General features: G+C 58.6%; 19 protein-coding genes. 8 read left to right on the forward strand and 11 right to left on the reverse strand.

Features of this window, described 5'->3' with window-relative positions:
* Window positions 1-35: 35 nt before the first annotated feature.
* The gene (locus tag ACO05M_RS04740) at window positions 36-899 is read right to left on the reverse strand and encodes an MBL fold metallo-hydrolase (RefSeq protein ID WP_421868445.1); all 864 of its coding nucleotides are present in this window, start codon (window positions 897-899) and stop codon (window positions 36-38) included.
* Window positions 900-1,139: 240 nt separating this feature from the next.
* Window positions 1,140-1,466: a c-type cytochrome gene (locus ACO05M_RS04745; protein ID WP_421868448.1), complete on the reverse strand. Its 327-nt coding sequence runs from the start codon at window positions 1,464-1,466 to the stop codon at window positions 1,140-1,142.
* Window positions 1,467-1,644: 178 nt separating this feature from the next.
* Here ACO05M_RS04745 and ACO05M_RS04750 point away from each other — a divergent pair, with 178 nt between their 5' ends.
* Window positions 1,645-2,655: a patatin-like phospholipase family protein gene (locus tag ACO05M_RS04750; protein ID WP_421868451.1), complete on the forward strand. Its 1,011-nt coding sequence runs from the start codon at window positions 1,645-1,647 to the stop codon at window positions 2,653-2,655.
* A gap of 8 nt (window positions 2,656-2,663) precedes the next feature.
* Here the strand turns inward: ACO05M_RS04750 and dapB are convergent, their stop codons facing one another.
* On the reverse strand, window positions 2,664-3,467 hold the full coding sequence (gene dapB / locus ACO05M_RS04755; RefSeq protein WP_421868452.1) for a 4-hydroxy-tetrahydrodipicolinate reductase: 804 nt from the start codon (window positions 3,465-3,467) through the stop codon (window positions 2,664-2,666).
* A gap of 542 nt (window positions 3,468-4,009) precedes the next feature.
* Here dapB and ACO05M_RS04760 point away from each other — a divergent pair.
* Together ACO05M_RS04760 and ACO05M_RS04765 are read left to right on the forward strand one after the other, a co-directional pair.
* Entirely contained in the window at window positions 4,010-5,404 is a 1,395-nt protein-coding gene (locus tag ACO05M_RS04760; RefSeq protein WP_421868455.1) for a sigma 54-interacting transcriptional regulator, read from the forward strand.
* Window positions 5,405-5,473: 69 nt separating this feature from the next.
* Window positions 5,474-6,790, forward strand: coding sequence for a transporter (locus tag ACO05M_RS04765; protein ID WP_421868457.1), 1,317 nt, complete (start codon window positions 5,474-5,476; stop codon window positions 6,788-6,790).
* A 129-nt stretch (window positions 6,791-6,919) separates the two neighbouring features.
* Here the strand turns inward: ACO05M_RS04765 and ACO05M_RS04770 are convergent, their stop codons facing one another.
* The 7 genes from ACO05M_RS04770 to glnK all read right to left on the reverse strand — a co-directional run bounded on the left by ACO05M_RS04770 (window position 6,920) and on the right by glnK (window position 16,081).
* Window positions 6,920-7,945 carry a hypothetical protein gene (locus tag ACO05M_RS04770; protein WP_421868459.1) on the reverse strand — a complete coding sequence of 342 codons (1,026 nt, stop codon included), beginning with the start codon at window positions 7,943-7,945 and terminating at the stop codon, window positions 6,920-6,922.
* A 2-nt stretch (window positions 7,946-7,947) separates the two neighbouring features.
* Window positions 7,948-8,649 (reverse strand): C39 family peptidase, encoded by a 702-nt coding sequence (locus ACO05M_RS04775; RefSeq protein ID WP_421868461.1) that lies wholly within the window; start codon window positions 8,647-8,649, stop codon window positions 7,948-7,950.
* A gap of 31 nt (window positions 8,650-8,680) precedes the next feature.
* Window positions 8,681-9,055 (reverse strand): hypothetical protein, encoded by a 375-nt coding sequence (locus ACO05M_RS04780; protein ID WP_421868463.1) that lies wholly within the window; start codon window positions 9,053-9,055, stop codon window positions 8,681-8,683.
* A gap of 129 nt (window positions 9,056-9,184) precedes the next feature.
* Window positions 9,185-11,782: a beta strand repeat-containing protein gene (locus ACO05M_RS04785; protein ID WP_421868465.1), complete on the reverse strand. Its 2,598-nt coding sequence runs from the start codon at window positions 11,780-11,782 to the stop codon at window positions 9,185-9,187.
* Between the two features lie 692 nt (window positions 11,783-12,474).
* Complete coding sequence (locus ACO05M_RS04790) at window positions 12,475-14,067, reverse strand: methyl-accepting chemotaxis protein (RefSeq protein ID WP_421868466.1); 1,593 nt, start codon at window positions 14,065-14,067, stop codon at window positions 12,475-12,477.
* Between the two features lie 377 nt (window positions 14,068-14,444).
* Window positions 14,445-15,704 carry an ammonium transporter gene (locus tag ACO05M_RS04795; protein ID WP_421868467.1) on the reverse strand — a complete coding sequence of 420 codons (1,260 nt, stop codon included), beginning with the start codon at window positions 15,702-15,704 and terminating at the stop codon, window positions 14,445-14,447.
* Window positions 15,705-15,742: 38 nt separating this feature from the next.
* The gene (glnK, locus tag ACO05M_RS04800; protein WP_114696714.1) at window positions 15,743-16,081 is read right to left on the reverse strand and encodes a P-II family nitrogen regulator; all 339 of its coding nucleotides are present in this window, start codon (window positions 16,079-16,081) and stop codon (window positions 15,743-15,745) included.
* Window positions 16,082-16,424: 343 nt separating this feature from the next.
* Here glnK and ACO05M_RS04805 point away from each other — a divergent pair, with 343 nt between their 5' ends.
* From ACO05M_RS04805 to ACO05M_RS04820, 4 genes are all read left to right on the forward strand, one after another.
* Complete coding sequence (locus ACO05M_RS04805; RefSeq protein ID WP_421868469.1) at window positions 16,425-16,664, forward strand: accessory factor UbiK family protein; 240 nt, start codon at window positions 16,425-16,427, stop codon at window positions 16,662-16,664.
* Window positions 16,665-16,858: 194 nt separating this feature from the next.
* Complete coding sequence (locus tag ACO05M_RS04810) at window positions 16,859-17,383, forward strand: molybdopterin-dependent oxidoreductase (protein WP_421868471.1); 525 nt, start codon at window positions 16,859-16,861, stop codon at window positions 17,381-17,383.
* 35 nt (window positions 17,384-17,418) lie between these two features.
* Window positions 17,419-19,344: a putative bifunctional diguanylate cyclase/phosphodiesterase gene (locus tag ACO05M_RS04815; RefSeq protein WP_421868473.1), complete on the forward strand. Its 1,926-nt coding sequence runs from the start codon at window positions 17,419-17,421 to the stop codon at window positions 19,342-19,344.
* 117 nt (window positions 19,345-19,461) lie between these two features.
* Entirely contained in the window at window positions 19,462-20,964 is a 1,503-nt protein-coding gene (locus tag ACO05M_RS04820; RefSeq protein ID WP_421868475.1) for a YifB family Mg chelatase-like AAA ATPase, read from the forward strand.
* A gap of 23 nt (window positions 20,965-20,987) precedes the next feature.
* On the opposite strand, the gene ACO05M_RS04825 is transcribed toward ACO05M_RS04820, so the two are convergent.
* The gene (locus ACO05M_RS04825) at window positions 20,988-22,766 is read right to left on the reverse strand and encodes an EAL domain-containing protein (protein WP_421868477.1); all 1,779 of its coding nucleotides are present in this window, start codon (window positions 22,764-22,766) and stop codon (window positions 20,988-20,990) included.
* 105 nt (window positions 22,767-22,871) lie between these two features.
* Between ACO05M_RS04825 and rep the strand changes: the two genes are divergently transcribed.
* A complete protein-coding gene (gene rep, locus ACO05M_RS04830) occupies window positions 22,872-24,884 on the forward strand; it encodes a DNA helicase Rep (protein ID WP_421868479.1) in 2,013 nt (670 codons plus the stop codon).
* The last annotated feature ends 48 nt before the right edge of the window (window positions 24,885-24,932 follow it).

A 24,932-nucleotide genomic window follows, 5' to 3' on the forward strand; every position in this document is an offset into this window, starting at 1 on the left:
TGGGGCGTAAGTGAACGCCCGCTAACGACAGCCGGTTAAAACAGGTTGAGGGGGACTTTCAGGTAGATCTGGCCGTTGTCCTCGGCCGGCGGCATCTGGCCGGCACGCATATTGACCTGTACCGAAGGCAGAATCAGCCGCGGCATACCCAGGGTCTTGTCCCTCTCAGAACGCATCTGCTCAAAATCCTGCTGGCTGATACCGTGGCCGACATGAATGTTGTTCTGGCGCTCTTCGGCGACGGTGGTCTCCCAGGCGTACTGATCCCGACCAGGGGCCTTGTAGTCGTGGCACATGAACAGACGGGTCTCTCCCGGTAGGGAGAAAATCTTCTGGATCGACTGGAATAGGATACCGGCATCGCCACCGGGAAAGTCGCAGCGGGCGGTGCCGAAATCCGGCATAAACAGGGTGTCGCCGACGAAGGCGCTGTCGCCGATCAGGTAGGTCATACAGGCCGGAGTGTGGCCAGGGGTGTGGATCGCTTTGGCCGTCAAACCGCCGATCTGGAATTTGTCGCCGTCCTTGAACAGCTGGTCGAACTGGCTGCCGTCGCGGGCGAACTCGGTACCGGCGTTAAACACTTTCCCGAAGGTGTTTTGAACCGTCTGGATATGTTCTCCGATGCCGGTTTTTCCACCGGCCTGCTGCTTCAGATAAGGCGCGGCGGACAGGTGGTCGGCGTGGACATGGGTTTCAAGAATCCACTCCAGCTGCAGGTTGTGCTCACGGATATGGGCCAGCATCTGGTCGGCAGAGCGCGTGCAGGTGCTGCCCGAGTCATAATCGAAGTCCAGCACCGAGTCGATGATTGCACAGCAGTTGGAGTTCTGATCCTGCACGATGTAACTGAAGGTGAAGGTCGGTTCGTCAAAGAAGGGGGTCACGAGAGCAGACATGGCAGGCTTCCTCGGTTTGCAGTGAGTTATTGGAGTTATAGTTATGCAAATATGGTTATAACGTTAGATTAAATTAGAATAACATAATAATCGGGAGCGCCGTCAACAGTGAACGCCAGCGACTTTGGTCGAAAATTGATCAGCTTTGTTGCTGAAGCATAGGTGAAGGGACTGGAGTCCGGCTTGCGGTCGCGCTGCTTGGGAACAGGAGGTGGTTGCGGGGAATCGGGCCGGTTGGAATCAACGACCCAATACGGTTCTCAGGTAATCGGCGACAAGACCGGCTTGTTGGCGATCCAACTGACTGATTACGGGCATCTTTTTATGCCCAGAACTGCCCTCGGTAATTAGCCGGATCAACTGCTCACGATCCAAGCGGGTGCCGACATTGGCGGGAATCCCCTCAAGAAAACTCCCTTTACCGCTTTGGCGGTGACAATTGGCGCAGATCTGATTGAACAGCTGCTCACCGTTGAGCGCATCGTAGTCGTGTTGATCCGCGCAACCTGCCAGAAGCAGCAGGCACAGTGGCCAAGGCATCAGGGGTTTGGAGAGTGACGGGACCATGGGTTTATTCCTAGCTTGAACCGTTCGCGTTTAGAACCGTGGATGGAATCTCTTGAGTCTGGCACCAGGGTAAAATGACTGCAATATTTGTGCAATGCACAAATATTAGCCTAGTGTTTTAGTTGGGCCTCCGTTAGTCGTCGGTATGAGGCTTGAAAGCGGGCGGGGAGGGGCTGAGATGGCAGCTAGTGGATTAAATCTGGCGCTGCAGGGCGGCGGAGCTCATGGCGCGTTTACCTGGGGGGTTCTGGATCTGCTGCTACAGCAACCCGACCTACAGATCGAAGCGATCAGCGGAACCAGTGCCGGGGCGATGAACGCGGTGATGCTGGCCCAGGGTTGGCTTGACGCCGGTCCGGATGGCGCGCGGGACTGCCTGCAGCGCTTCTGGCATGCGGTGGCGGCCCAGTCTCCGGCTCGTTGGTTACCCGATATGGAGGGGATGGAGCCGTCACTGAACAGAGCGCTGAACCAGTGGCTGCTGCGACTATCCAGCCAGCTCTCGCCCTACGATCTGAATCCGCTCGACCTGAATCCGTTGGAATCCTTACTTCAGGACGGGGTGGATTTTGAGCGGTTGCGGCATAACAGTCCGTTCAGGCTTTATATTGCGGCGACCCGGGTCAGTAACGGCAAGCTACGGTTGTTTCGGGAGACCGAGCTGGATGTGAGTCGGGTGCTGGCTTCGGCATGCCTACCGACCATTCACCGTGCGATTGAGGTTGACGGTGAGTATTACTGGGATGGCGGTTTTGCCGGAAATCCGGCACTTTATCCGCTGATTTATGACAGCCGCAGTCGGGATATTCTGCTGGTGCTGTTAACCCCGGCAGAGCGGCCGGAACTGCCCACGGATATCGATGCCATCGGTGCCCGGGTGGCGGAGTTTGGTTTTAACAGCGCCTTTCTCAGAGAGATGCGGGCCATTGCCCAGCTGCGGCAACAGAGCCGGTCAAGCTGGTGGCAGTTTGGGGCATTGGAGCGGCGAGTTCGGCGTCTCCGCTTTCATCTGATTGAGCCGGACGCGGCGATGGCTCAACTGTCTCGGGCCAGCCGTTATGATACCCGGCTGGCCTTTCTGCTGCGCTTGAAACAGTTGGGCGAGCAACAGGCGCAGCATTGGCTGGATCAAGGAGGGGCTTTCCCCCGGCGCAACCCGGGGGTCGATCTGGTGGCCCGATTCGGTTGAGTTCGGGGTTATTTCAGACCCAGTACGTCCTGCATGTCGTACAGACCCGGCTGCTTACCATCCAACCAGCAGGCGGCACGAACGGCGCCCCGGGCAAAAGCCATCCGGCTGGAAGCCTTGTGGGTAATTTCGACCCGTTCACCGTCGGCCATGTACATGACGGTGTGATCGCCGACCACATCGCCGCCGCGCACGGTGGCAAAACCGATGGTTTCGCGCTTACGGGCACCGGTTTGACCTTCACGCCCGTAGATCGCGACCTCTTTCAGGTTGCGCTGCAGGCCGTCGGCAACCGCTTCGCCCAGGCTCAGGGCCGTGCCTGAAGGGGCGTCGACCTTATGGCGGTGATGGGCTTCGTAGATCTCGACATCGTAGTCGTCACCGAGAATTTCGGCGGCGGCTTTGGCCAGTTTGAAGCAGAGATTAACGCCGGTGCTGAAGTTGGAGGCGATACAGAGTGAAATCTCGCTTTGAGCACTGTGCACCTCGGTTTTCTGCGTGTCGTCGAATCCGGTCGTGCCGATCACGATCTGTTTGCCGGCGGCGCGGCAGGCCTGAACATTGGCCACAGTGGCGACCGGTGCACTGAAGTCGATCAGCACGTCAAAATCATCGATGACCTGATTAATATCGCCACTGATCGCCACTCCGAGTTTGCCCAGCCCGGCCAGCTCGCCGGCGTCGGCGCCGACCAGCGAACTTTCGGGGCGTTCGATAGCCGCCGTCAAACTGGCTCCTTCCGCCAGCTGTACAGCCTCGATCAGAGTTTTACCCATGCGCCCGGCGGCGCCAGTAATTGCGATACGTGTCATGTCGATCTCCGGAACGAACTCGGTGGAGCACTGGGTCTGCATCAGCGCTGGTCGCCGCATACTAGTAGATTCGATCACCGAAGGCTATCTTCTGCCGGGCCGATGCCGCTTGTCGCAGACCGACTTGGCGGCTATGCGCAATTTAAACCGAACCAAACTCGCTGGAGTCACGGCTGCCTGCTACAGTTTCCTTTGAGTGAGGGCGAGTCTTTTTACGTGTTAGCGTATTGTTGTTCCCCCGCAGTCTCCCAAACAGGTAGTGCCAACCCGGACATTGTTTCGATGGATAACATCGATGGATCGTGTTTCATGGTTTGAGGCTCAATCCGTTATCTGAAGCCGGGTAGCTTGGATAATTCCTGTTGATCGAACACGACCGACGGTGAAGGAGTCACGGTTGGTTTGTTGTCCGGAGTGCGATTTCGGACATCTCTGATAATTCCTGTTGATCGAACACGACCGACGGTGAAGGAGTCACGGTTGGTTTGTTGTCCGGAGTGCGATTTCGGACATCTCTGTTTATAGGGAGTTACGGTAGGTCTGTGACCAACCGGTGGGCACTGGAGCAGATCATGGAGAGGAGAGCGGTTCTTTGTCTGCGGATCGCCGAGGGCTATAAGATTCCGCGACAGGCAATCGAGGGGGCAGGTTGGTTCCCCTACCCGGCGCTGAGTACCGACGACGCGTTACGGATTATCGAGGCCGAAAATCCAAGGGTCGGCCTGGTGTTCTTCGACCGTTACTACCTCAACGGCGGTAGTAATGAGCTGGAGTATCTGCTGCAGCAATCCGGGACGATGGAATGGGTCGGGCTGATCGAGCCTGAAAATCTGTCGCTGAATAAAACGCGTCAGTTGATCGCCCATTATCTGAGTGATTACCACACCCTGCCGATCGACGATGAGCGGTTGATGAATTCGCTCGGCCACGCCTACGGCATGGCCCGCATCCGTCATACCCTGAACGAGCGAAGCGATCGCTATGACTCGGGCTGCCATATGGTGGCGGTCAGTCCGTTGATGCATAAGGTCTTCAACAAGATCGATCGGATCGCCAGCGTCGATGCGTCGGTGATGATCAGCGGGGAGAGCGGTACCGGGAAAGAGCTGGCGGCGCGGGCAATCCATGAAAAGTCGCCACGGGCCGACGGCCCCTTTGTCGCCCTGAACTGCGGTTCGATTCACGCCTCCCTGATACAGACGGAACTGTTCGGCCATGAAAAGGGCTCCTTCAGTGGCGCCCATAAACGCAGCATCGGACGCATTGAGTCGGCCGACGGCGGCACCCTGTTCCTGGATGAGATCGGCGACCTGCCGCTGGAGTTGCAGGTCAACTTTCTGCGCTTTCTGCAAGAGCGGACTATCAACCGGGTGGGAGGAAATGAACCGATTCCGGTCGATGTTCGAGTCATCACGGCGACCCACCGAGACCTGCAAGAGGCGGTCGCGCGGCAGACATTTCGCGATGATCTCTACTACCGGCTGCACGTGCTGGCGCTAAGGCTGCCGAGCCTGCGTGACCGTCCCGAAGATATTCAGCCGTTGGCCCGTTATTTCCTGACCAAATTCCAAGGCGAGTCTCGTCAACGTATTCGTGGCTTCAGCCGTTCGGCGATGCGCTGCCTGCAAAGTTATGCCTGGCCCGGAAACGTCCGTGAACTGATCAACCGGGTCGAACGGGCGGTGGTTATGTGCGAAGGCTGTCTGATCAAGCCTGAGGATCTTGAGTTCAACCAGGAGCCCGATAGCCGGCCGGTTCAAAGCCTGGCTGACAGCCGGGCCGAGGCTGATCGCGCGGCGATCAGTCGGGCGTTGCGCAGTTGCGGCAACAATGTCACCGAAGCGGCCCGGCAACTGGAGGTCTCACGGGTCACGCTGTACCGACTGATGGATAAATTCGGGATGGATCTGAAGGGTAACCAAGAACATCCGGACTAGGTGGTATGCAGTTCAGACAATTGTGGGTCGCGTAATAGCGACGCTTTTGATTTCTAAGGAGGGGTATCTATGAGCAGGGTGAATCGAGTGCGATGTTTTGCACCCTTACTGTTGTCGCTGGCGGTCGCTGAGAACGTGGCAGCCCAAACATTGGAGGAAAAAATAGCGCAGTTGGAGCAGGCGCTGGAACAGCAGCAACAGCGGATCGAGCAGCAACAACAACAGCTTCAAGATCAGCAGGACAGGATTCAGCAGCAGAAACGAAAACTGGAAGATCAGCAACTGGGATTGGAGCTGCTGCGAAGTGATGTCCTGATGCAGAGCCGCGGTGCCGGTCCGGCGCAATCCGATCAGCCGACGCGCCAGGTTCAGGTGGCGCAGAACCAGCAGCAAGCCAATCAGCAACCGGTGGGGCAGGCGCCGAAGCAGTCGCAACAGCAGCGCCGTCCGGTCGTGGCCGAGCTGGCGGAGGTCGGGGGGGTGCTGACACCCAAGGGTGTGCTGGTGCTGGAGCCGTCACTGCAATATGCCCACTCCGACGTTAATCGGGTGACTTTCCGCGGTATCGAAATCCTCAGTTCGTTGGGGATCGGTATCCTGGAGGCGGTTGATGCCGACCGTGACAGTGTGACGGCCTCGCTGACCGGGCGCTTGGGGATAACCCAGCGACTGGAGCTGGAGCTGAAAGTCCCTTATATCTACCGTAGTGAGAAGGAAGGTGCCCTGATTCCGCAGCTGGATGATGATCCGGTCGCTTCAAGCAGTCTTGACGGTAGTGGTATCGGCGATATCGAGGCCGCGTTCCACTACCAGCTTAACAACGGCGAGGATGGCTGGCCCTATCTTATCCTTAACGGTCGCTTGAAGCTGGCCAATGGCCGGGGGCCGTTTGATGTTGATCGTAACGACGAAGGGATCGGGCAGGAGCTGGCAACAGGCAGCGGTTTTTATTCCTTCGAGCCCAGTATCACGGCACTGTACCCGTCGGCTCCGGCGGTGTTCTTCGGCAACCTGGGATATGTGTTCAATATCTCTGATGATGTCGATAAAGTGATTGGCGCCGGTTCGGAAAACGGTGCTCAGCGGATCGGCAAGGTTGATCCGGGTGATGCGGTCCGGATGAGTTTCGGGATGGGCTATTCGATCAATGAGCGGGCCGCGTTTACGCTGGGGTTCAAGAATGACTGGATTCAAGCCACCAAAACCGAGATCAACGGGGTTGAGGTGAGCAGCTCGCAGTTGAACATCGGCTCGATTCTGATGGGTTACTCCTACCAGTTACGACCGAACGTGGGGATCAACCTGAATCTGGAGTTCGGCATCACCGATGATGCGCCGGATATGTTGATGACCTTCCGCATGCCGTTCAGCAACAAGGTTTTCTAATCTGAGATCTTTCTAACAAGCCAAGCCTTAGGTCCCGTTGAAGGACCTAAGGCTTTCTGTTGTTGGGTGATTGTTTGCCAGCCGACAGGTCAGACGATGCTTCACTTCACTGCGGCAAGGCGCAATGACCTAGCGGAACATCCCGCCAGCCAGGCGTCCCATAGCGGCCCGCATCGCCGCCTGTCGTGCACTCTTGGTATTGGCCACCTCAATGCGTATATCCAGTTTCTGTTGAACCTTGAGGTTGTTGGCGTTACTGATCACGGCGCTGATGGCCGCCTCACGGGTTAGTTTGTGCACCGCGGCGGTAAAGCCTTTCTGGTTGTTGATCACCAGCCCACCGAAATTACCCGAGCTGGTCAGGCCATCCAGCTTGATGCCGACCGGGGTCAGATCGGTGATCGAAGTCGGATTGTCGGGACCAATCACCACGGCTGTTGATGACTGAGCGGTAGCCGCACTGGGTTGCGGGGCTGACTGGACGGTAGGTGATGAGGGTGAGGTTCCTGTGGCCGTAACGGTTGAGGGGGCCACCGTCGGTGTTACAACCTGGGCAGCCGTCGTCGAAGGGGTCGAGATGGAGGTAGCAGGTTGCGCCGCCGGAGAGGGCGCTGCGACCACTTGCTCCACCGGAACAGCGGGCAGGGCCGAGGGAGTTCCTGTTACAGGTGTCACACTGGCCGCAGGCCCTGAAATCGTGGAGTGAGTGGAAGCGGTATTGTTGTTCACCGAATCGGTGGGCGGTTTGGCAGTGGTTTGTGTCGTCGCTGCAGCGATCGTCTGCTGGACCGTCGTTACGCTGGCGGGATTGATCTGGGCCAGCTGGGTTAGAGCCTGGGATACGACCTCGGCGCCCCGTTCGGTGATATTGAATACGGTGTCGAGTCTGACTTTGTCGATCAGCGTACTGAGGGTGGCACCGAAGCGCATCTCCAGATTGCCGAACGAAAAACCACCGCGCATCTGGTCCATTGCGCTGAGATCCAGAGGCTCAACCCCGGCATAGGCACCGACCTGATCGGCAACCCGAGGGCTGCTTATCAAGGAGGAATCGGTTGCAGCTTGAACGGGTGCCGCCACCAGCAGAAACAGCCCCAGCAGTCCGGTTCTTACCGGTTTGCTGGACTTTAAAGTATTGATAAGAAAATGTTTCATGATTATTTACCCAGCTCGTTACGGCCCGGCAGATTCATCAGGTAGGTGGACAGGCTGGTTCGGTTTACCCCATGGCCGATCGGCGAGCGGGGTCGGATGCGCCAGTCGGTATCATGGTTGAAATTGGATTTGGCGATCTCGGTATAAGCGCGTGCGCCGAGAATGGCGCCGTTCCAGATCGTTTCGAAGTGGCTGCGCGGTACCACGACCGAGCCCACGGCGGGATCGGCGATGAGGACATGGTTTTCATCGAGTCCTTTGACCACGACGAAGTGGCGGTAACCCTGGGTGTTGAGCAGGGTGATGCCGGGCATGCCGATTCGGATCAGCTTATCCAGCGACATCTTGAAGCCGTCGGAGTGAAAACCCCGGCTATCGAGATAGCGCTTCATATCCAGCATGGAGAAGCCGTGTTGCTGGATTTTGGCTCGATCACCGACCTTGATCATGGCCTGGAACACCGTTTCTTCGTCGGTCGGCAGGTTGTAGTGATAGGTCAGCAGGGTGGCAACCGCTGCTGAACCGCAACTGAAATCATATTTCTGTTTGATAACCCGGTCCCAGCGCATTTCCTGCAGGCTTTTGGCCTTGATGTTGATGCTGCCGAAAGGCCCGGAAAGGTTGATTGTCCCGGCCTCAATGGGCTGGGCGGTTGGATAGAGCAGCGCGCCAAGCAGCATGATAGTGCAGGTGAAGCGTTTCATAGCCGCCTCCTGATTTGCGATTGCTGGTCGCTTACTCGGACAGGTAAATGCTGATACCTACCGCCGAGTTCACCGCGTTGTTATTGCCCGTGAAAAGGTTGAACATGCCGACCCCCTCAAAATTATCGAGGGCATGCTGTTCGATCGTGATGCCGCCGGACATGATGGTGTCGGCGGTAAACGAGCTGTTACTGACCGTAGCCTCGAGCTCTTGGATACTCTGTACGTTGGTCAGGCTGTCCCGACCGTTCAGGGTCGCTAACTCGTTCTCGCTGAGACGGACGCTGTCTTCAAAACCTATGCTGTGATCCAGGCTCTCTGCGCTGAGCGGTTGACTTACCAGTGCAGCCGCCAACAGCAGCGAACTGCCGAGTAGACCGGGATGTTGAAAGAGCTGTTTGTCCATGACTCTTACTCCCTCAGTTTCTGCGTTGGTTCCCTGTCGGTTTAGTTCGCACCCCATCTGACGTGAATCAGGATGCGACCTGGCTGACTGTCGGCGAGCCCGAGGGCTCGCCGACGACTGCTTCAGCTATTAATTGCCGATATTGACGTTGCTGTGTGCCGCCACGTTGGTAGCCGACAGCTGAGCGTTATAGATACCGGTAGACAGGTTGATATTGGCGATACCGCCAAAGGTGCCGCTACCGACATTCAGGGTCGCCATACCGGTCGACAGTACGCCGCCGTCGCCGTTACCACCGGCACCACCGGCACCGCCAGCGCCACCAGTACCGCCAGCACCGCCAGCACCTCCGTTAGCGTTGACAGCTCCGCCAGAACCGGAGCCGGTTCCTACGCCGCCGTTACCGGCGATCGCATCGGCGTTACCACCGTTACCTGCGGTACCGCTGCCATCACCGCCGTCACCCGCGTCACCGCCGGCGCCTCCGGTAGTGCTACCGGCCATGGCATCGGCATTACCGCCGGTGCTGGTGCCACCATCGGCACCACCGCCGGTACCCGCCATGGCATCGGCGCTACCGCCGGTACCACCGGTTGCATCAGCATTGCCGGAGGTGGCTGTACCACCATCGGCCATACCGCCGGTCGCTGTACCACCATCGGCCATACCACCGCCGCCGGTGCCACCATCAGCTGTACCGGATGTGGCCGCACCACCGTCGGCCATACCACCGGTGCCAGTGCCGGCATTACCGCTACCTGCGGTACCGGCTAGGCCATCGGCCGTACCTGAACCACTGGTGCCACCGTTAGCTGCACCTGCAGTGCCTGCGGTGCCGTCGGCATTACCCGCAGTACCTGCTGTTGCATCGGCCAGACCACCGGCACCACCGGTACCATCAGCGGTACCACCGGTACCACCGGTACCATCGGCCATGCCGCCGGTACCACCGGTACCGTCAGCCATTCCGCCGGTACCGCCCATGCCGTCAGCCATGCCGCCGGTACCACCGGTTGCTGCGCCACCCGTGCCGCCAGGGCCGCCAGCGCCGCCTGCTGCCATATCGGCATTACCACCGGTGCTGGTGAAGGTGTCTCCACCTGCGCCGCCGTTACCGTTAGCCGCGTTACCGCCGGTTGAGTTGCCGCCCATGCCGCCATCGGAGGCCGCATCAGCCGGTCCACCGTTGGCATCGGCGTAGCCGCCGGAACCGCCGTTACCGTTGGCGTCACCACCGGTTCCGCCATCACCATCGGCATAGCCGCCGGAGCCGCCGTTACCGTCGGCGTAGCCACCAGAACCACCGGAACCGTAGGCGTCACCACCGGTACCACCGTTAGCATTGGCATTACCGCCGGTACCACCGTTACCGTTGGCATTACCACCGGTACCTGCATCGGCATAGCTGTCACCGCTGGTGCCGCCATTACCGTTGGCATTACCGCCGGTACCACCGTCGGCATAGCCGTCACCACCGGTACCACCATTGGCATCGGCATAGCCGCTGGATCCGCCATTGGCATTACCGTTGCCGCCGGTGCCGCCGTTGGAGTTGGCGTTGCCGCCGGTGCCGCCGTTAGCATCGGCATAGCCGGTTGATCCGCCGTTGGTGTTGGCATTACCGCCGGTACCACCGTTGGCATTGGCATTACCGCCGGTGCCGCCGTTGGCATCGGCATTACCACCGGTACCACCGTTGGCGTTGGCGTTGCCGCTGTTGCCGCCGTTACCGCCGTTATTACCGTTACCACCGTCATTGTTGTTGGCGTTGGAGTCACCGCCGGTACCGCCGTTGGCGTCGCCGCCATCACCGAATCCGACACCGATACCACCGATTGAAGCACCGACGGAGGTACCGCCGTTACCACCGGCTGCACCATTGCCGCCCATGGCGCCGTTACCACCGGCTGCACCTATACCACCGTGGATGGTGATGCTGTTACCGGTTACGTTGGCGTCCAGGGTCTGATAGGCGATTACTTCGGTAACCGTGTTGAAGGACTCACTCCAAGCACTGGCATCACCGCCACCACCGGCTGTGCCACCCCAGGCGGGGCCACCGGCACCACCGGAACCACCGGCAGAACCGTTACCTGCGGTTGAGCTGGCGGTGTTGTTACCGTTGTGGGCGGTATCACCAGCCTGGGTTGATGCGCTGGCATCGCCGGTGTTGGATCCGGCACCACCGTTGCCGCTCATGGCAGCGCCACCGTCGTTGGCGTTACCGCCATTACCGGCGGTGTTGACACCACCAGCGGCACCATCGGCCGATCCTTGGGCGGAGGCCTGATCATTGGAGCGGTTATCATTCGAGCCGCCACCAGGGACGGCGGTTTGGGTTACCGTGCCGTTATCGCTGGCATCGGCCGTATGGCCGCCGCCGCTACCACCGTTGGCGTCACCGCTGGAGCCTCCGGAGCCGGCATTGGTGTTGCCGCCGGTAGCATCACCGCTACTGTCACCGCCGTAGGTGTCGTTATAGGCATCGGCAGAACCGCTGTTGCTGCTACCGGTCTGATTATTGGCGGCGTCCGCACTGGAACTGTCGCCACCGTATCCGCCGTCACCACCATAACCACCGTAGGAGGTGCCGCCGTTGGCATTTCCGCCTTGTCCACCGGTTGCGGTGGCCGTGGCGGTGACTTCATTAGTCTGTTTATCGCCAAAGTTGAATTTATTGATTGGGTTCGCATAAGCGTTGGAGACAGCTAGCGCGAGCGCTAACACCGACGTCCCTGCGATGATATTAGGTCTTTTCATCATTCTTCTCCCTCGATGAACCTGTCAGATAAGGATTTCTACAACTCCCCCATTGATCGGCCCGCGTTGATGCATTCGAGGCACCCTGCGACGCCGATTGAAGCCCGTTCCTCCTTACTGTCGAGTTCCAGCCCTTGTGGGTGGATTTTGTTATCCGGGGGGGGGTATGGCGCTGCGATTAAGACGCGAGCGATAACTCACCCATACCAGCAGTCAACACTCAGCAAGTTTCAGTCCATGCCGATGAACGGGTTATAAAGCCTTGGAATAATTGGGAAAGTTATTTCTGGTTGAGGTGGTGATAAGGCAAGGGGAGGGATTCTGAGGCTCAATTAAGGGTGAGCTGTAACGGCAACGAGGCAGTCCGAACCCTGCTGCTCTCTTGTAGTGATGGATTTATGCCTATGAATCAGAGCGTTAATCGTTGTTGGGAATGCGGGGTTACAAGTTCAAGGTTTCGAACCGCGACTGAGACTGTTTCAGTTGTGAAACTAATAACCATTATTTATCCATGGTTATTGTTTTCTAACTGGTTGATATGAAGTTATTTTATCGAGGCTTAGGACGTTTTGATAAGTGTTACAGCGTTGAAGCAGCTGTGGACGCTCTGCCCCAGTGGTGAAGAGAAGGGGCCTGGAGCGGCCCCTTTGGTAAGTCGATCAGGTTCGATAATCGTGGGTCAGTGTCTCCAGCCGGCCAGCGGTGACGGCCACTTCCTGACTGGCCTCGGTGGTCTGAACCGATGAATGGGCGGTCTGCTCGGACATATCCCGAATCGCGACGATATTTCGGCTCATCTCCTCGGACACGCTCGACTGCTGCTCGGCCGCGGTGGCGATCTGGGTGCTCATATCGCGGATCATCATTACCGACTCGCTGATCCGGTCCAGCGCTTCTTCGGCGTTTTGGGCTTCCTGCACACAGCGTTCGGCGCTCTCCCGGCCCTTACCCATCACGGTGACCGCTCGTCCGGCTCCCTGCTGCAATTTTTCGATCATCTGATGGATCTCTTCGGTAGAGCTTTGCACCCGTTGGGCCAGCGATCGGACTTCGTCGGCAACCACGGCAAAGCCTCGGCCTTGCTCGCCTGCCCGGGCCGCTTCGATGGCGGCATTCAGGGCCAGAAGATTGGTCTGCTCGGCCACACCGCGGATCACATCCAGAATGGTGCCGATATCATTGCTGTCCTGGTGTAGGCCGTTGATCACCTGCTCGACCTCGTTGACCTCGTTGGCCAGGGTCAGAATGGTCTGCTGGGTCTGGGCGACGATCTTGCGTCCACTCTCGGCATCCCTGTCGGCCTGGTTGGCAGCTTCGGCCGCCTGGGTGGTGTTGCCGGCCACATCCTGAACCGTGGCGCTCATTTCGTTCATGGCCGTGGCGATCTGTTCGGTCTCCATCATCTGCGCCTGCATGCCGTCGTTGGTCTGACTGCTCATGCTGCTCAATTGGGTGGAGGCGGCGGCCAGATCATTGGTGGATTCCTGAATCCGGCCGATAACCGTCTTCATCCGTGCACGCACCATGTTCAGCGACAGCTGCATATCCCCGATGCCACCGACCTTATCGGCCACGATAGGGACCTGAAGATCACCATTGGCCAGCGACTTGGTCGCTTTGACCATGACGCGCAGAGGTTGGGTTACCTGCTGATTAACCCAGAAAAAGCCTAGCCCGTAGAGCGCCAGGGCCAACGCGGCAAAACTGAACAGCGCGGTGTCACTACCGCTGCTGGCCAGCCAGAGGCCCGCCAGCATCAAGATCAGCCAGAGGCTCTGCAGCCACTTGAACTGGCTGGAGATCCCCATCCGCAGATCGCGCTGCTTCGGTAGCTCGGCCAGCTTTTGGTTGTTGACCTTGGTGTAGAGGGATTCGGCGGCATCGATCTGGTCCTGGCTCGGCTTGCTGCGAACCGATTGGTAGCCGATCGTTTGACCGTCTTTGATCACCGGGGTTACGAAGGCGTCGACCCAGTAATGGTCGCCGTTCTTACAGCGGTTCTTGACCATACCGCGCCAGGGATTGCCCGCTTTAACGGTGTCCCACAGGTTCTTAAAGGCGGCCGGCGGCATGTCCGGATGGCGAATGATGTTGTGGTTCTTTCCGATCAGCTCCTCCTCGGTATAGCCGCTGATCTCGATAAAATCTTGGTTGATGTAGGTGATGGCGCCTTTAAGGTCGGTCATCGAGATGATCGATTGCTCCTGGCGAACCGGAATTTCACGATTGGTAACCGGCAGATTAACTTTCATCGGGTAACACCCTCCTTCCCTTGGGATGGTAATGCATTGGTGTTGGTACAGGGCAGGAGGCGTGACGTCAGTGAGTCGGCTGGTAGCGATCATCGCTCCAAACCGGGTGGCTCCTGCATGAATTATTCGATCTGTTACTTCACCACTTGAGCATCATGACAACTATCTGGAGCCCCTTGCTGGGGAGTACTGCATAAGCAGTAACTAAGTTAACCCTATTTCCATCATTTTTTGAATGACCAAGTCGGCTAATTGCCTGATTTTTTGGTACTTATTCTGCCATTTATCATTTATTGATTCTGGAGAATAAAAAAGGGCGCCCGTAGGCGCCCAAGTCGAGTTCAGTCGTTTGAGGTCGGGCTCAGCCCTTGGCTAACTTACCCCTTGGTAAATTCCGGGTAGGCTTCCATGCCGCACTCGGCGATATCGACACCTTCGTACTCTTCCTCTTCGCTGACACGGATACCCATGACGGCTTTCAGAACACTCCAGACGATCAGGCTGAAGGCGAAGACCCAGACGAAGATGGTCAGAGCGCCGATGATCTGGCCGGAGAAGGTTGCACCGCTATTGGTCACCGGTACCAGCAGCAGACCCAGCAGACCGCAGGTGCCGTGTACGGAGATGGCACCGACCGGATCGTCGATCTTCAGCTTGTCCAGGGTGATGATGGAGAACACCACCAGGGCACCACCGATGGCACCAAACAGGGTCGCTTGCAGAGCGGTCGGCGTAGACGGCTCGGCAGTGATCGCCACCAGACCCGCCAGAGCACCGTTGAGCAGCATGGTCAGGTCAGCCTTACCGAACAGGATGCGGGCAGTGATCAGGGCTGCAATCGCACCACCGGCAGCGGCAGCATTGGTATTCAGGAACACCATCGCGACAGAGTGAGCACTGTTGACGTCACCCAGCTTCAGTACCGAACCGCCGTTGAAACCGAACCAGCCCATCCACAGGATAAAGGTACCCAGGGTTGCCAGCGGCAGGTTGGCACCGGGAATCGCATTGACCGAACCGTTGGCGCCGTATTTGCCCTTACGAGCACCCAGCAGCAGTACACCAGCCAGGGCGGCAGCGGCGCCGGCCATGTGAACGATGCCGGAACCGGCGAAGTCGGAGAAGCCCAGGTCACCCAGGTTGTACATGCCGAAAACGTCATCGCCGTTCCAGGTCCAGGCACCTTCCATCGGGTAGATCACGCCAGTCATGACTACGGCAAAAGCCAGGAAAGCCCACAGCTTCATGCGCTCGGCCACAGCACCGGAGACGATTGACATCGCGGTGGCGACAAACACAACCTGGAAGAAGAAGTCGGAGGCGCCGGAGTAGACCGAGTCACCGCCGAAACCGGCTTCCTTGGAGTCGGCCAGTACCTGCTCAACATCGACCGACTCGATGCCGTTCAGGAAGATGCCGCCGCCGTACATGATGTCGTAACCGACCACCAGGTACATGATGCAGGAGATCGCGAACAGCGCGACGTTCTTGGTCAGGATCTCGGTGGTGTTCTTGGACCGTACCAGGCCCGCTTCGAGCATTGCAAAGCCAGCGGCCATCCACATAACAAGCGCGCCGCACACCAGGAAATAGAAGGTGTCCATTGCGTACTGTAATTCAAAAATCTGGTTTTCCATGATGATTCCTCTTGGTTACCTATGTCCCAATCGCGCACTTAAAGGGCGCTGTCGCCGGTTTCGCCGGTGCGGATTCGGATAACTTGTTCCAGGTCGCTGACGAAGATCTTGCCGTCACCGATCTTGCCGGTGTTGGCGGTTTTGGAAACGGTCTCGATCACCTGGTCGACGATCTCATCGCTGACCGCGGCTTCGAGCTTGACCTTGGGAAGGAAGTCGACCACGTATTCCGCGCCCCGGTAGAGCTCGGTATGGCCTTTCTGACGGCCGAAGCCTTTGACTTCGGTAACGGTGATGCCCTGGACACCGATTTCGGACAGTGCCTCACGCACGTCGTCCAGTTTGAAGGGCTTGATCACAGCCGAAATAAGTTTCATGGCTAAATCTCCTGAGGGTTAAGTACTTGGGCATCGACCTAAGCTGTCGGGTGCCGTTGGTGAGGATTTAGCATTAGCTGTGCCAGGTTCCCTTAGTTGTTGAATAACAGTTAGTTAGGTGGTTTTTTGAGAGTTTTGGTCGGTTGGTTAGCGGGTGAGGTCCCAGGCTAGGGCACGATAATCAGGCACTACTGTGGTGCATGCACTGCTGTGGTGCGTTGCTGTGCTGCCGGCAGCTACGCCTAGGCTTGAAGGCACTAGAGCGGGAGGGGGCTGTGGTCGCAGGGTAGACGGCAGGGGTGCTAGAATGCGGCAATCAAACCATTTAACCGTTGGAGCCCAGATGATCCCTCCTCAGCTACTGGAAAACCTCAATGAGCAGTTCAGCAAACTGCTGGGACAAGCGCCGCAGCAAACCCAACAGGAGCTGCGCCACAGCGTGAATCTGATTCTGCAAAGCGCGTTCGCGCGGCTTGATCTGGTTACCCGGGAAGAGTTTGACAGCCAGGCCGAGGTCTTGAGTCGAACTCGCCAACTGGTCGATGAGCTGGAAAAGCGTTTGAGCGAATTGGAACGCTCCTGAGCAGCTGGGCCGCCGACAGGCTCAGCCGTCCTGTTTGTCGGCATCCCTTGCGCCAGCTCAGTGCAAACCGTGATTTTCCTTTACGCGACTTGCTATGCAAGGATCCGATCCTTATAAAGCAGTATCGCAATCTATAGCCGAGAGCGGACTATAGTATGGGTCAAATAATAAAAAACCGATGACGGAGAGGAATTATGTGGAGCGTGCAAAAGGGGCTTCGCTTGCTGTTGATGTCAATTCTGATCGGACCCTTAGCGGCTGTTACGAGTCAGGCGGCCCCCCTGGACCAACCCAACGGTGATGTACTGTTGACGGTGACCGGCGCGATTGAACATACCAATGCACCGGGCCAGGCCCGTTTCGATCGGGCGATGCTCGAAGCCATGCCGCAGCATTCATTCGATACCACCACGCCCTGGACCGAGGGTAAGCACCAATATCAAGGGGTGCTGCTGAAGGAGTTACTCCAGCAACTGGGAGCGAAAGGCAGCAAGGTGGTGGCCCATGCCCTGAATGACTACCACTCGGTGATCGATCTCGAACCGATCCGTGACTACCCGGTGATGATTGCCATCCGGGCTGACGGCAGACCGATGCGGGTTCGTGATAAGGGACCGCTGTGGATTCTGTATCCGATGTCCGACTACCCCGAGCTCGATCATCAGCGCCATCATCCGGCGATGGTCTGGCAGCTGAACCGGCTTGAGGTTCAGCCCTGATCATGCTGCTTGCTTAATACACCCTTCCCAGCCCGATGAATATTCAGCAGGTGCTACGTTACGGCATTCTTTTGTTGGTTGTGACCCTCTTCGCAACCAGTGCCGTGCTCAGTTATCAACGTCATGCCGAAACAGTCACCCAGCTGGCGTTGGCGGAAAAAACCGGTGCCTGGGCCTCTTCCGAGCTGGAAGGGGAGTTACGGCGCTTTCTGCACGCCCTTGAGATGACAGGTGCCGGGCGTATCACCCGTGAGCAGTTGATGCTTCGTTTCGATCTGCTGTGGTCGAGAATGGAGGTGCTCAGTATCGGGACCGAAACCCAAGAGATCCGTAGCCTGCCGGGAGCTGCCGAGCTGTTCAGTTCGCTGTGGCAGCAGCTGCGCTTCAGTGAGCAGGCGCTGTTGGCCTTGGAGCCGGGTAACTGGGACTATGCTCAGCAGATCGCCCGGCCGTTTCGACGTCTGCAGACCGAGGTCCGCGCTTTCAATGTCCGTAGCTTTCAAGGCACTCCTAATCTGAGTGCCACCGAGCCGGTTGGCTTCGGGTTGTCGATGTTCGGGTTGTTGCTCAGTGGGGCCTTTCTGGTCGTGCTGGTGGTTCGTGAAAGTGCCCGCAATCGGCTCCAGGCACTGCTGGATGAGTTGACCCAGTTACCCAACCGTAAGTACCTCAATCAGCATCTGGCCGAGGTGGAAGCCCGGGCCAAGCTGGGCAACCACCGAATTGGGCTATTGATGCTGGACCTGAACAACTTCAAGGAGATCAACGACAGCCTGGGCCATGCGGCCGGTGATGAGATGTTGATTCAGGTCTCCAAGATGTTGCGGGATGTCGTACCCAAAGATCAGATGGTTGCGCGTATGGGTGGCGATGAGTTTGCCATCGTGCTGGAGCAGGGGGTGGATCAACAACTGTGTGAAAAACTGGCGACCCGGCTCAGCAACGAGATCGGAGTGGAGATCGATGTCGGGGATAATCGGGTTCCGGCGTCGGTCAGTATTGGCGTCAGTATCTTCCCGGATGACGGCGCCACCCTTTCCCAGGTTTTAATCAACGCCGACATGGCCATGTATCGAGCCAAGCGAGATCCGGCCCAGGCTTATCGATTGTTCGAATTGCAGATGAACCTGGGGCTGCAGCGGCGCCGTGAGCTGGCTGAAGATCTGCGTCAGGCGATAGTGCATAACCAGCTGGAGCTGCATTACCAGCCGCTGATTCGGCTCGATACAGGACGGATTGAATCGGTGGAAGCGCTATTGCGCTGGGATCACCCCAAGCACGGAATGGTGTCACCGCTGGAAGTGGTGGCCGTGGCCGAGCAGTACGATCTGGCGCTGGAGCTCAATGAATGGGTCATTTCCACCGCCTGTAAACAAAGCCTGGTTTGGGAGTCAGCCAACCTGTCTCGGATTAAGATGTCAGTCAATGTCTCACCGGGGATGTACACCAAGCATGATCTGGTCGGCTCGGTGACCTGCATCATCGATTACTACGGTATCAAGCCCGGTCGTCTGATTATTGAGGTGACCGAAGATACTACCATGCAGGATATCGAAAGTTCGCCGGATATCCTGCACGGGCTCCATCAACTTGGGGTGGAGCTGGCACTGGATGATTTCGGAACCGGCTATTCCTCCTTGAGCCACCTGAAAAAACTGCCGGTGGATCGGCTTAAAATCGACAAGTCATTCGTGCAGGACCTTAATAACGAGCCCAAAGACCTGCGCTTTATCCGGACCATTCTCAGCCTGGCCAAAAGTCTGGAGTTGGAAGTGGTTGCCGAAGGGGTCGAATTGCCCCAGAACCTGACCGACCTGATCAATGAAGGCTGTTCGTTGGGGCAGGGGTATCTGTTCTCGAAGCCGGTGGATGCGGATAGTCTGGAGCAACTGTTGCGCCAACAGCAGCAGGGTATCCGTTTGCCGCCCTGGTCGGATGGTTATCTGAATCGCGCCATCTGAACCGCTTTTGCGTTACTATCAATTCGGTAATGAATTAGATCAGCCTGATCTGTTTCATTCTCGGCCGCACCAGGATGGCGCGGTATCTATTGTGCCTGACAGCAACAGGGACCGTTTATGTCATTGGCGATTGTTCACAGTCGAGCCCTGCTGGGCATCGACGCCCCATCGGTGACGGTGGAAGTTCATCTCAGCAACGGCCTGCCGGGTTTTTCGATCGTGGGGCTGCCCGAGGCGGCGGTCAAGGAATCCAAAGAACGGGTACGCAGTGCGTTGCTCAATAGCCGCTTCGATTATCCGATGCGTCGCATCACCGTCAATCTGGCACCGGCCGACCTGCCCAAAGAGGGCGGGCGTTATGACTTGGCCATCGCCTTGGGCATCCTTTGCGCGTCCGGCCAGCTCGAACAACAGCAGCTGGATCGGCTCGAAGTGATCGGCGAGCTGGCTCTGTCGGGAGAGCTGCGGGCGGTGCCCGGAGCGTTGCCCAGTGCGATGCAGGCGCGCCGTGCCGGGCGCGCCTTGCTGCTTCCCAGGGCCTGTGCCGATGAAGCCGCGCTGCTGCCGGATATCGACGTGCTGGGGGCCGAGCATTTGCTGCAGGCCTGTGCCCATCTATTGGGTCAGCAGCCTCTGCAGGCGGTCCAGGCGCCGCCGCTGAGCCAGTCACCGGGCGGCCCGGATCTGGTCGATGTTCGCGGCCAGTATCAGGCACGACGGGCGCTGGAGGTCGCCGCCGCCGGGGGGCATAGCCTGCTGATGTCGGGGCCGCCGGGCACCGGTAAAACGATGCTGGCCAGTCGTTTGCCGAGCCTGCTGCCGCCGTTGACACCGGAGGAGCAGTTGGAGGTGGTCTCGATCCGCTCGGTGGCTCGGCAGACCGATACCACCTTGAACCTACAGCGTCCCTTCCGCCAGCCCCATCATACGGTGTCCGGCGTGGCGCTGGTGGGAGGCGGCAGTACGCCGAGACCGGGGGAGATCTCGCTGGCCAATCATGGGGTGCTGTTTCTGGATGAGCTGCCGGAGTTCGACCGACGGGTGCTGGAGGTGCTGCGTGAGCCGATGGAGTCCGGGCAGATCTGTATCTCCCGCGCCAGTGCCCAGGTCACCTTTCCGGCCCGTTTCCAGCTGATCGCGGCCATGAATCCCTGCCCTTGTGGCTATCAGGGCGATCCGTCGGGGCGCTGTCGCTGCACCCCGGATCAGATCAAGCGCTATCAGGGTCGTATCTCCGGACCGCTACTGGATCGGCTGGATCTGCAGATCGAGGTCGGCGCCCTGAGCGAGCAGGAACTGATCGAAGCGACCACGCCGGCCGAGGATTCCGCCAGCGTCCGTCGACGGGTCGAGCTGGCCCGTCAGCGGCAGCTGCGGCGAAGGGGTAAATTGAATCACCGTTTATCGGGACAAGAGCTGGAGCTGGATTGCGCCCTGAATCGGGAGAACCGACAGCTGATGCAGCAGGCGTTGAACCGTCTGGGCCTGTCGGCGCGAGCCTATCATCGGGTGTTGCGGGTGGCGCGCACGTTGGCTGATCTTGAGGGGGCGACCGATATCGACCGGTCCCATCTGTTGCAGTCGCTGAGTTATCGACGCCAGGATCGAGCAATGAGTTAAGGTTGAGCGACTATCGGTTGGTGTCAGGCGCTGCTGACGCTGTCCTTGTCGGCATCGGTAGCGCTACCGGAACCGGCCAGTTTCTGACGTTGTTCTTTGAGTTGCTTGAACAGCAGCGGCAGGGCAACCGGTTTGCTGTAGTAGTAGCCCTGGACCTGGTCGCACTCATTTCGCTCCAGGAAGGCGATCTGCTCGGCGGTTTCGGCACCTTCGGCAACCACATCTTTACGCAGGTTGTGGGCCAGGTTGATGATGGCGCGAACGATCTCGGCGTCATCCGGGTTGTCGGTGACCCCTTGCACAAACGCCTTGTCGATCTTGAGGGTATTGATCGGCAGTTTCTGCAGATGGGCGAAGGAGGAGTAGCCGGTGCCGAAGTCATCCAGCGAGAAGGTCACGCCGAGGGTGCTCAGATCGGCGATACACTGGCTGACATGCTGTTCGTTCAGCGCCACCGCGGTCTCGGTCAGCTCGAATTCGACCCGGCCCGCATGGATACCGCTGCGCGACAACAGGCGGGCGATGGTCGGAACCAGGGTGTCGTCCTGGAACTGGCGGAATGACAGGTTGATGCCGATGCGGTTGAGTTCGCATCCCTGGGCATCGAGCAGCTTCATATCCTCGAGCGCCTTGTTGAACACCCAGTAGCCCATCGGCACGATCAGGCCGGACTTCTCGGCCATCGGGATAAAGGTGTCCGGGAACAACAGTCCCTTCTCGGGGTGCTGCCATCGGATCAGGGCTTCGACGCCGACGATGCGCTGGGTATTGATATCGATGCGCGGCTGGTAGTGCAGCACAAACTGTTCCTGGCGCAAGGCGTTGAGCAGTTCGGGCTCCAGCGTGATCTGGTTGACCGCATCCTCGAAGTTGCGCTCTTCGTAGAAGCGGAAGGTACAGCCGCGCTCTTTCTTGGCCAGATGCAAGGCCGAGCCGGCATGGCGCACCAGGCTGGCCATATCCTTGGAGCTTTCCGGGTAGATGGCACAGCCGATACTGATGCCCAGCGCCAGGTTGTGGCCTTGAACCCGGTAGGGGCGTTGCTGCAGATAGCAGATCCGATCGATCAGTTTATTCAGCTGCGCTTGCAGATCCTGATCGCCGGGCAGCAACAGCGCGAACTGGTTGTCACCGACCCGGGCCAGCTCCTGACCGCTTTCCAGACCCGCCTGCAGGCGTGAGGCGACCTTGCTGATGGTCTCATCGCCGATCTCCGGTCCCAGGGCGTTATGGACCCGTTTGAAGCCGTCGATGTTGAGCATCATCAAGCCCAACTTGGTGGCGCTGCGGTCGGCGTACTCGAAGGCGTGGCCGAGCTGCTCGGTAAAGCTGAGTCTCGAGGGGGCACCGGTCAGGTCGTCGTAGAGGCGTAGGGTCCGGATCTGGTGTTGCTGCTGCTGCAGGCGGGCGATATAGCGGAACGCACGACGCAGCACATTGAGGTTGATGTTGGTCAGTTCCAGCACATCGATGGCGCCGTCTTCGATAAAGCGCTCTTCGTGGCTGCTCTTGATCGATTGGCCGAACACGATCACCGGAATCTTGAGTTGGTGACGGCGGGCCAGGTGCAGGTAGTTATGGTTGGGATCGGCGGCAAAGCAGTCCGCCAACAGAATCATCTGGAACTCGGCACGGCGGCCCTGGCTCATGGCTTCGCGGACGGATGTGCTCCAGGTTAGTCGATAACCTGGCACCGGGGCCTGCAGCAATGGCCATACCACCGCTTGATAGTCGGGCTCATTCGGCGCGACGATCAACAGGTGTGGTGGTGTACCGTGATCCGGATTAAGCTCGGGCGGCATGACTTCCCAACATGTCCAACTAGTATAATTCCCGTAGTCTGAACGGTAAGATTCGTAATCTAACCAATATCGGCCACGCTGGCCATCGCTTTAGGTCTCCTGTTTGTGACAAATTTGAATCCCCGCCAAAAAGAGGCGGTGTTATACGTGGATGGTCCGCTGCTTGTGTTGGCCGGTGCCGGCAGCGGCAAGACCAGCGTGATCACCCGCAAGATCGCCTATCTGATCGAAACCTGCGGTATCAAAGCGCACCATATTGCCGCGGTGACCTTCACCAATAAAGCCGCCCGTGAGATGAAGGAGCGGGTCGGCAAACTGGTTAAGGGACCGGCGTCGCGGGGGCTGACGGTGTCGACCTTCCATAACCTGGGGCTCAATATCATCCGTCGCGAACACAAACTGCTGGGCTTCAAACCGGGCTTTTCGATCTTCGATGCCCAGGATGCCCAGGCACTGATCCGCGAGCTGATGCAGAAGGATCAGCTCGAAGAGACCGATCTGGTCGACTTTATTCAGCACACCATCTCCAACTGGAAGAACGACCTGTTGGGGCCGGAGCGGGCGCTGCAGCAGGCCAGTAACGGCAACGAAGAGCTGGCGGCGCGGGTCTATGCCCACTACAACCGCCACCTGCGGGCCTACAACGCGGTCGACTTTGACGACCTGATCCTGATCCCGACCCTGCTGTTCCAGCAACGGCCGGACGTGTTGGAGCGCTGGCAGCGTAAGATCCGTTATCTGCTGGTGGACGAATACCAGGACACCAATACCAGCCAATACCTGATGGTGAAGCTGCTGGTGGGCATTCGTGGTGGCCTGACCGTGGTCGGCGACGATGACCAGTCGATCTACGCCTGGCGCGGCGCCAAACCGGAAAACCTGGGTCTGTTGAAGAAGGACTTTCCGTCGCTCAAGGTGGTGATGTTGGAGCAGAACTACCGCTCCACCAGCCGGATTCTGAAGGCCGCCAACCAGCTGATCGCCAACAACCCCCACGAGTTCGAGAAGACGCTGTGGAGTGAGATGGGATTCGGTGACCCGCTCAAGGTGGTGTTCACCCGCAACGAAGAGGCCGAAGCGGATCGGATCGCCGCCGACATCATCGAGCGACGCTTGAACCTGCGCAATCACTACCGCGATTACGCGGTGCTGTATCGGGGTAACCACCAGGCGCGGCTGATTGAGATGAAACTGCAGACCTACCAGATCCCCTACAAACTCAGCGGCGGCACCTCGTTTTTCTCCCGTGCCGAGGTCAAGGACATCATGGCCTACCTGAAGGTGCTGATAAATCCCGACGACGACAATGCTTTTCTGCGGATTATCAATCTGCCGCGACGCGAGATCGGTCCGGGCACGCTGGAGAAATTGGCCGCTTACGCCACCGAGCGGGAAGTCAGTCTGTTCGAGGCCAGCGGCCAGCTGGAATTGGCCCAGGCGATGCCGGCCCGGGCGCAGACCAAACTTTACGAGTTCAGCACCTGGCTCAAGCAGGTGCACGAGCATTGCCACCGCGGGGATCCGATCGAGGCGGTCAAGCAGATGATCCGCGATATCGATTACGAGACCTGGACCTACCAGAACTGCAACTCCGAGATTCAGGGCGAGCGGCGGATGGCCAATGTCTGGTTCCTGGTCGAGTCGCTGCAGCGAACCCTGGAGCGGTTGCAGGAAGACGATCCGGACGCCGAGATTGAAGACGCGGTGGCGCGTTTGCTGTTGATCGATATGCTCGAACAGCAGGAGGAGGACGAGGATGACGATCGGGTTCAGCTGATGACCCTGCACGCCTCCAAGGGCCTGGAGTTCCCCCACGTCTACCTGATGGGGATGGAGGAGGAGTTGCTGCCGCACCGAAACAGCATCGAGGACGACTTTGTCGAGGAGGAGCGTCGGCTGGCTTACGTGGGGATCACCCGGGCGCGCAAGACCCTGACCATGACTTTGACCCGACAGCGGAAACAGTTCGGTGAGGTGATCGACACGGTGCCGAGTCGTTTTCTCGACGAGCTGCCCGAAGAGGACCTGGAGTGGGAAGGGCGCGATCCGGGCTGCGAACAGGCTAATAAAGCCCGGGGCCGGGCGACGCTGAGCAGCTTGAAGAGTCTGCTGAAGTAGTTAACCCAGACCGGTAGTGGCTGGCGCCCCGTCCGGAGGCTTCCTGTA

It is taken from the genome of Motiliproteus sp., assembly GCF_965230735.1.
GTDB lineage: Bacteria > Pseudomonadota > Gammaproteobacteria > Pseudomonadales > Balneatricaceae > Motiliproteus.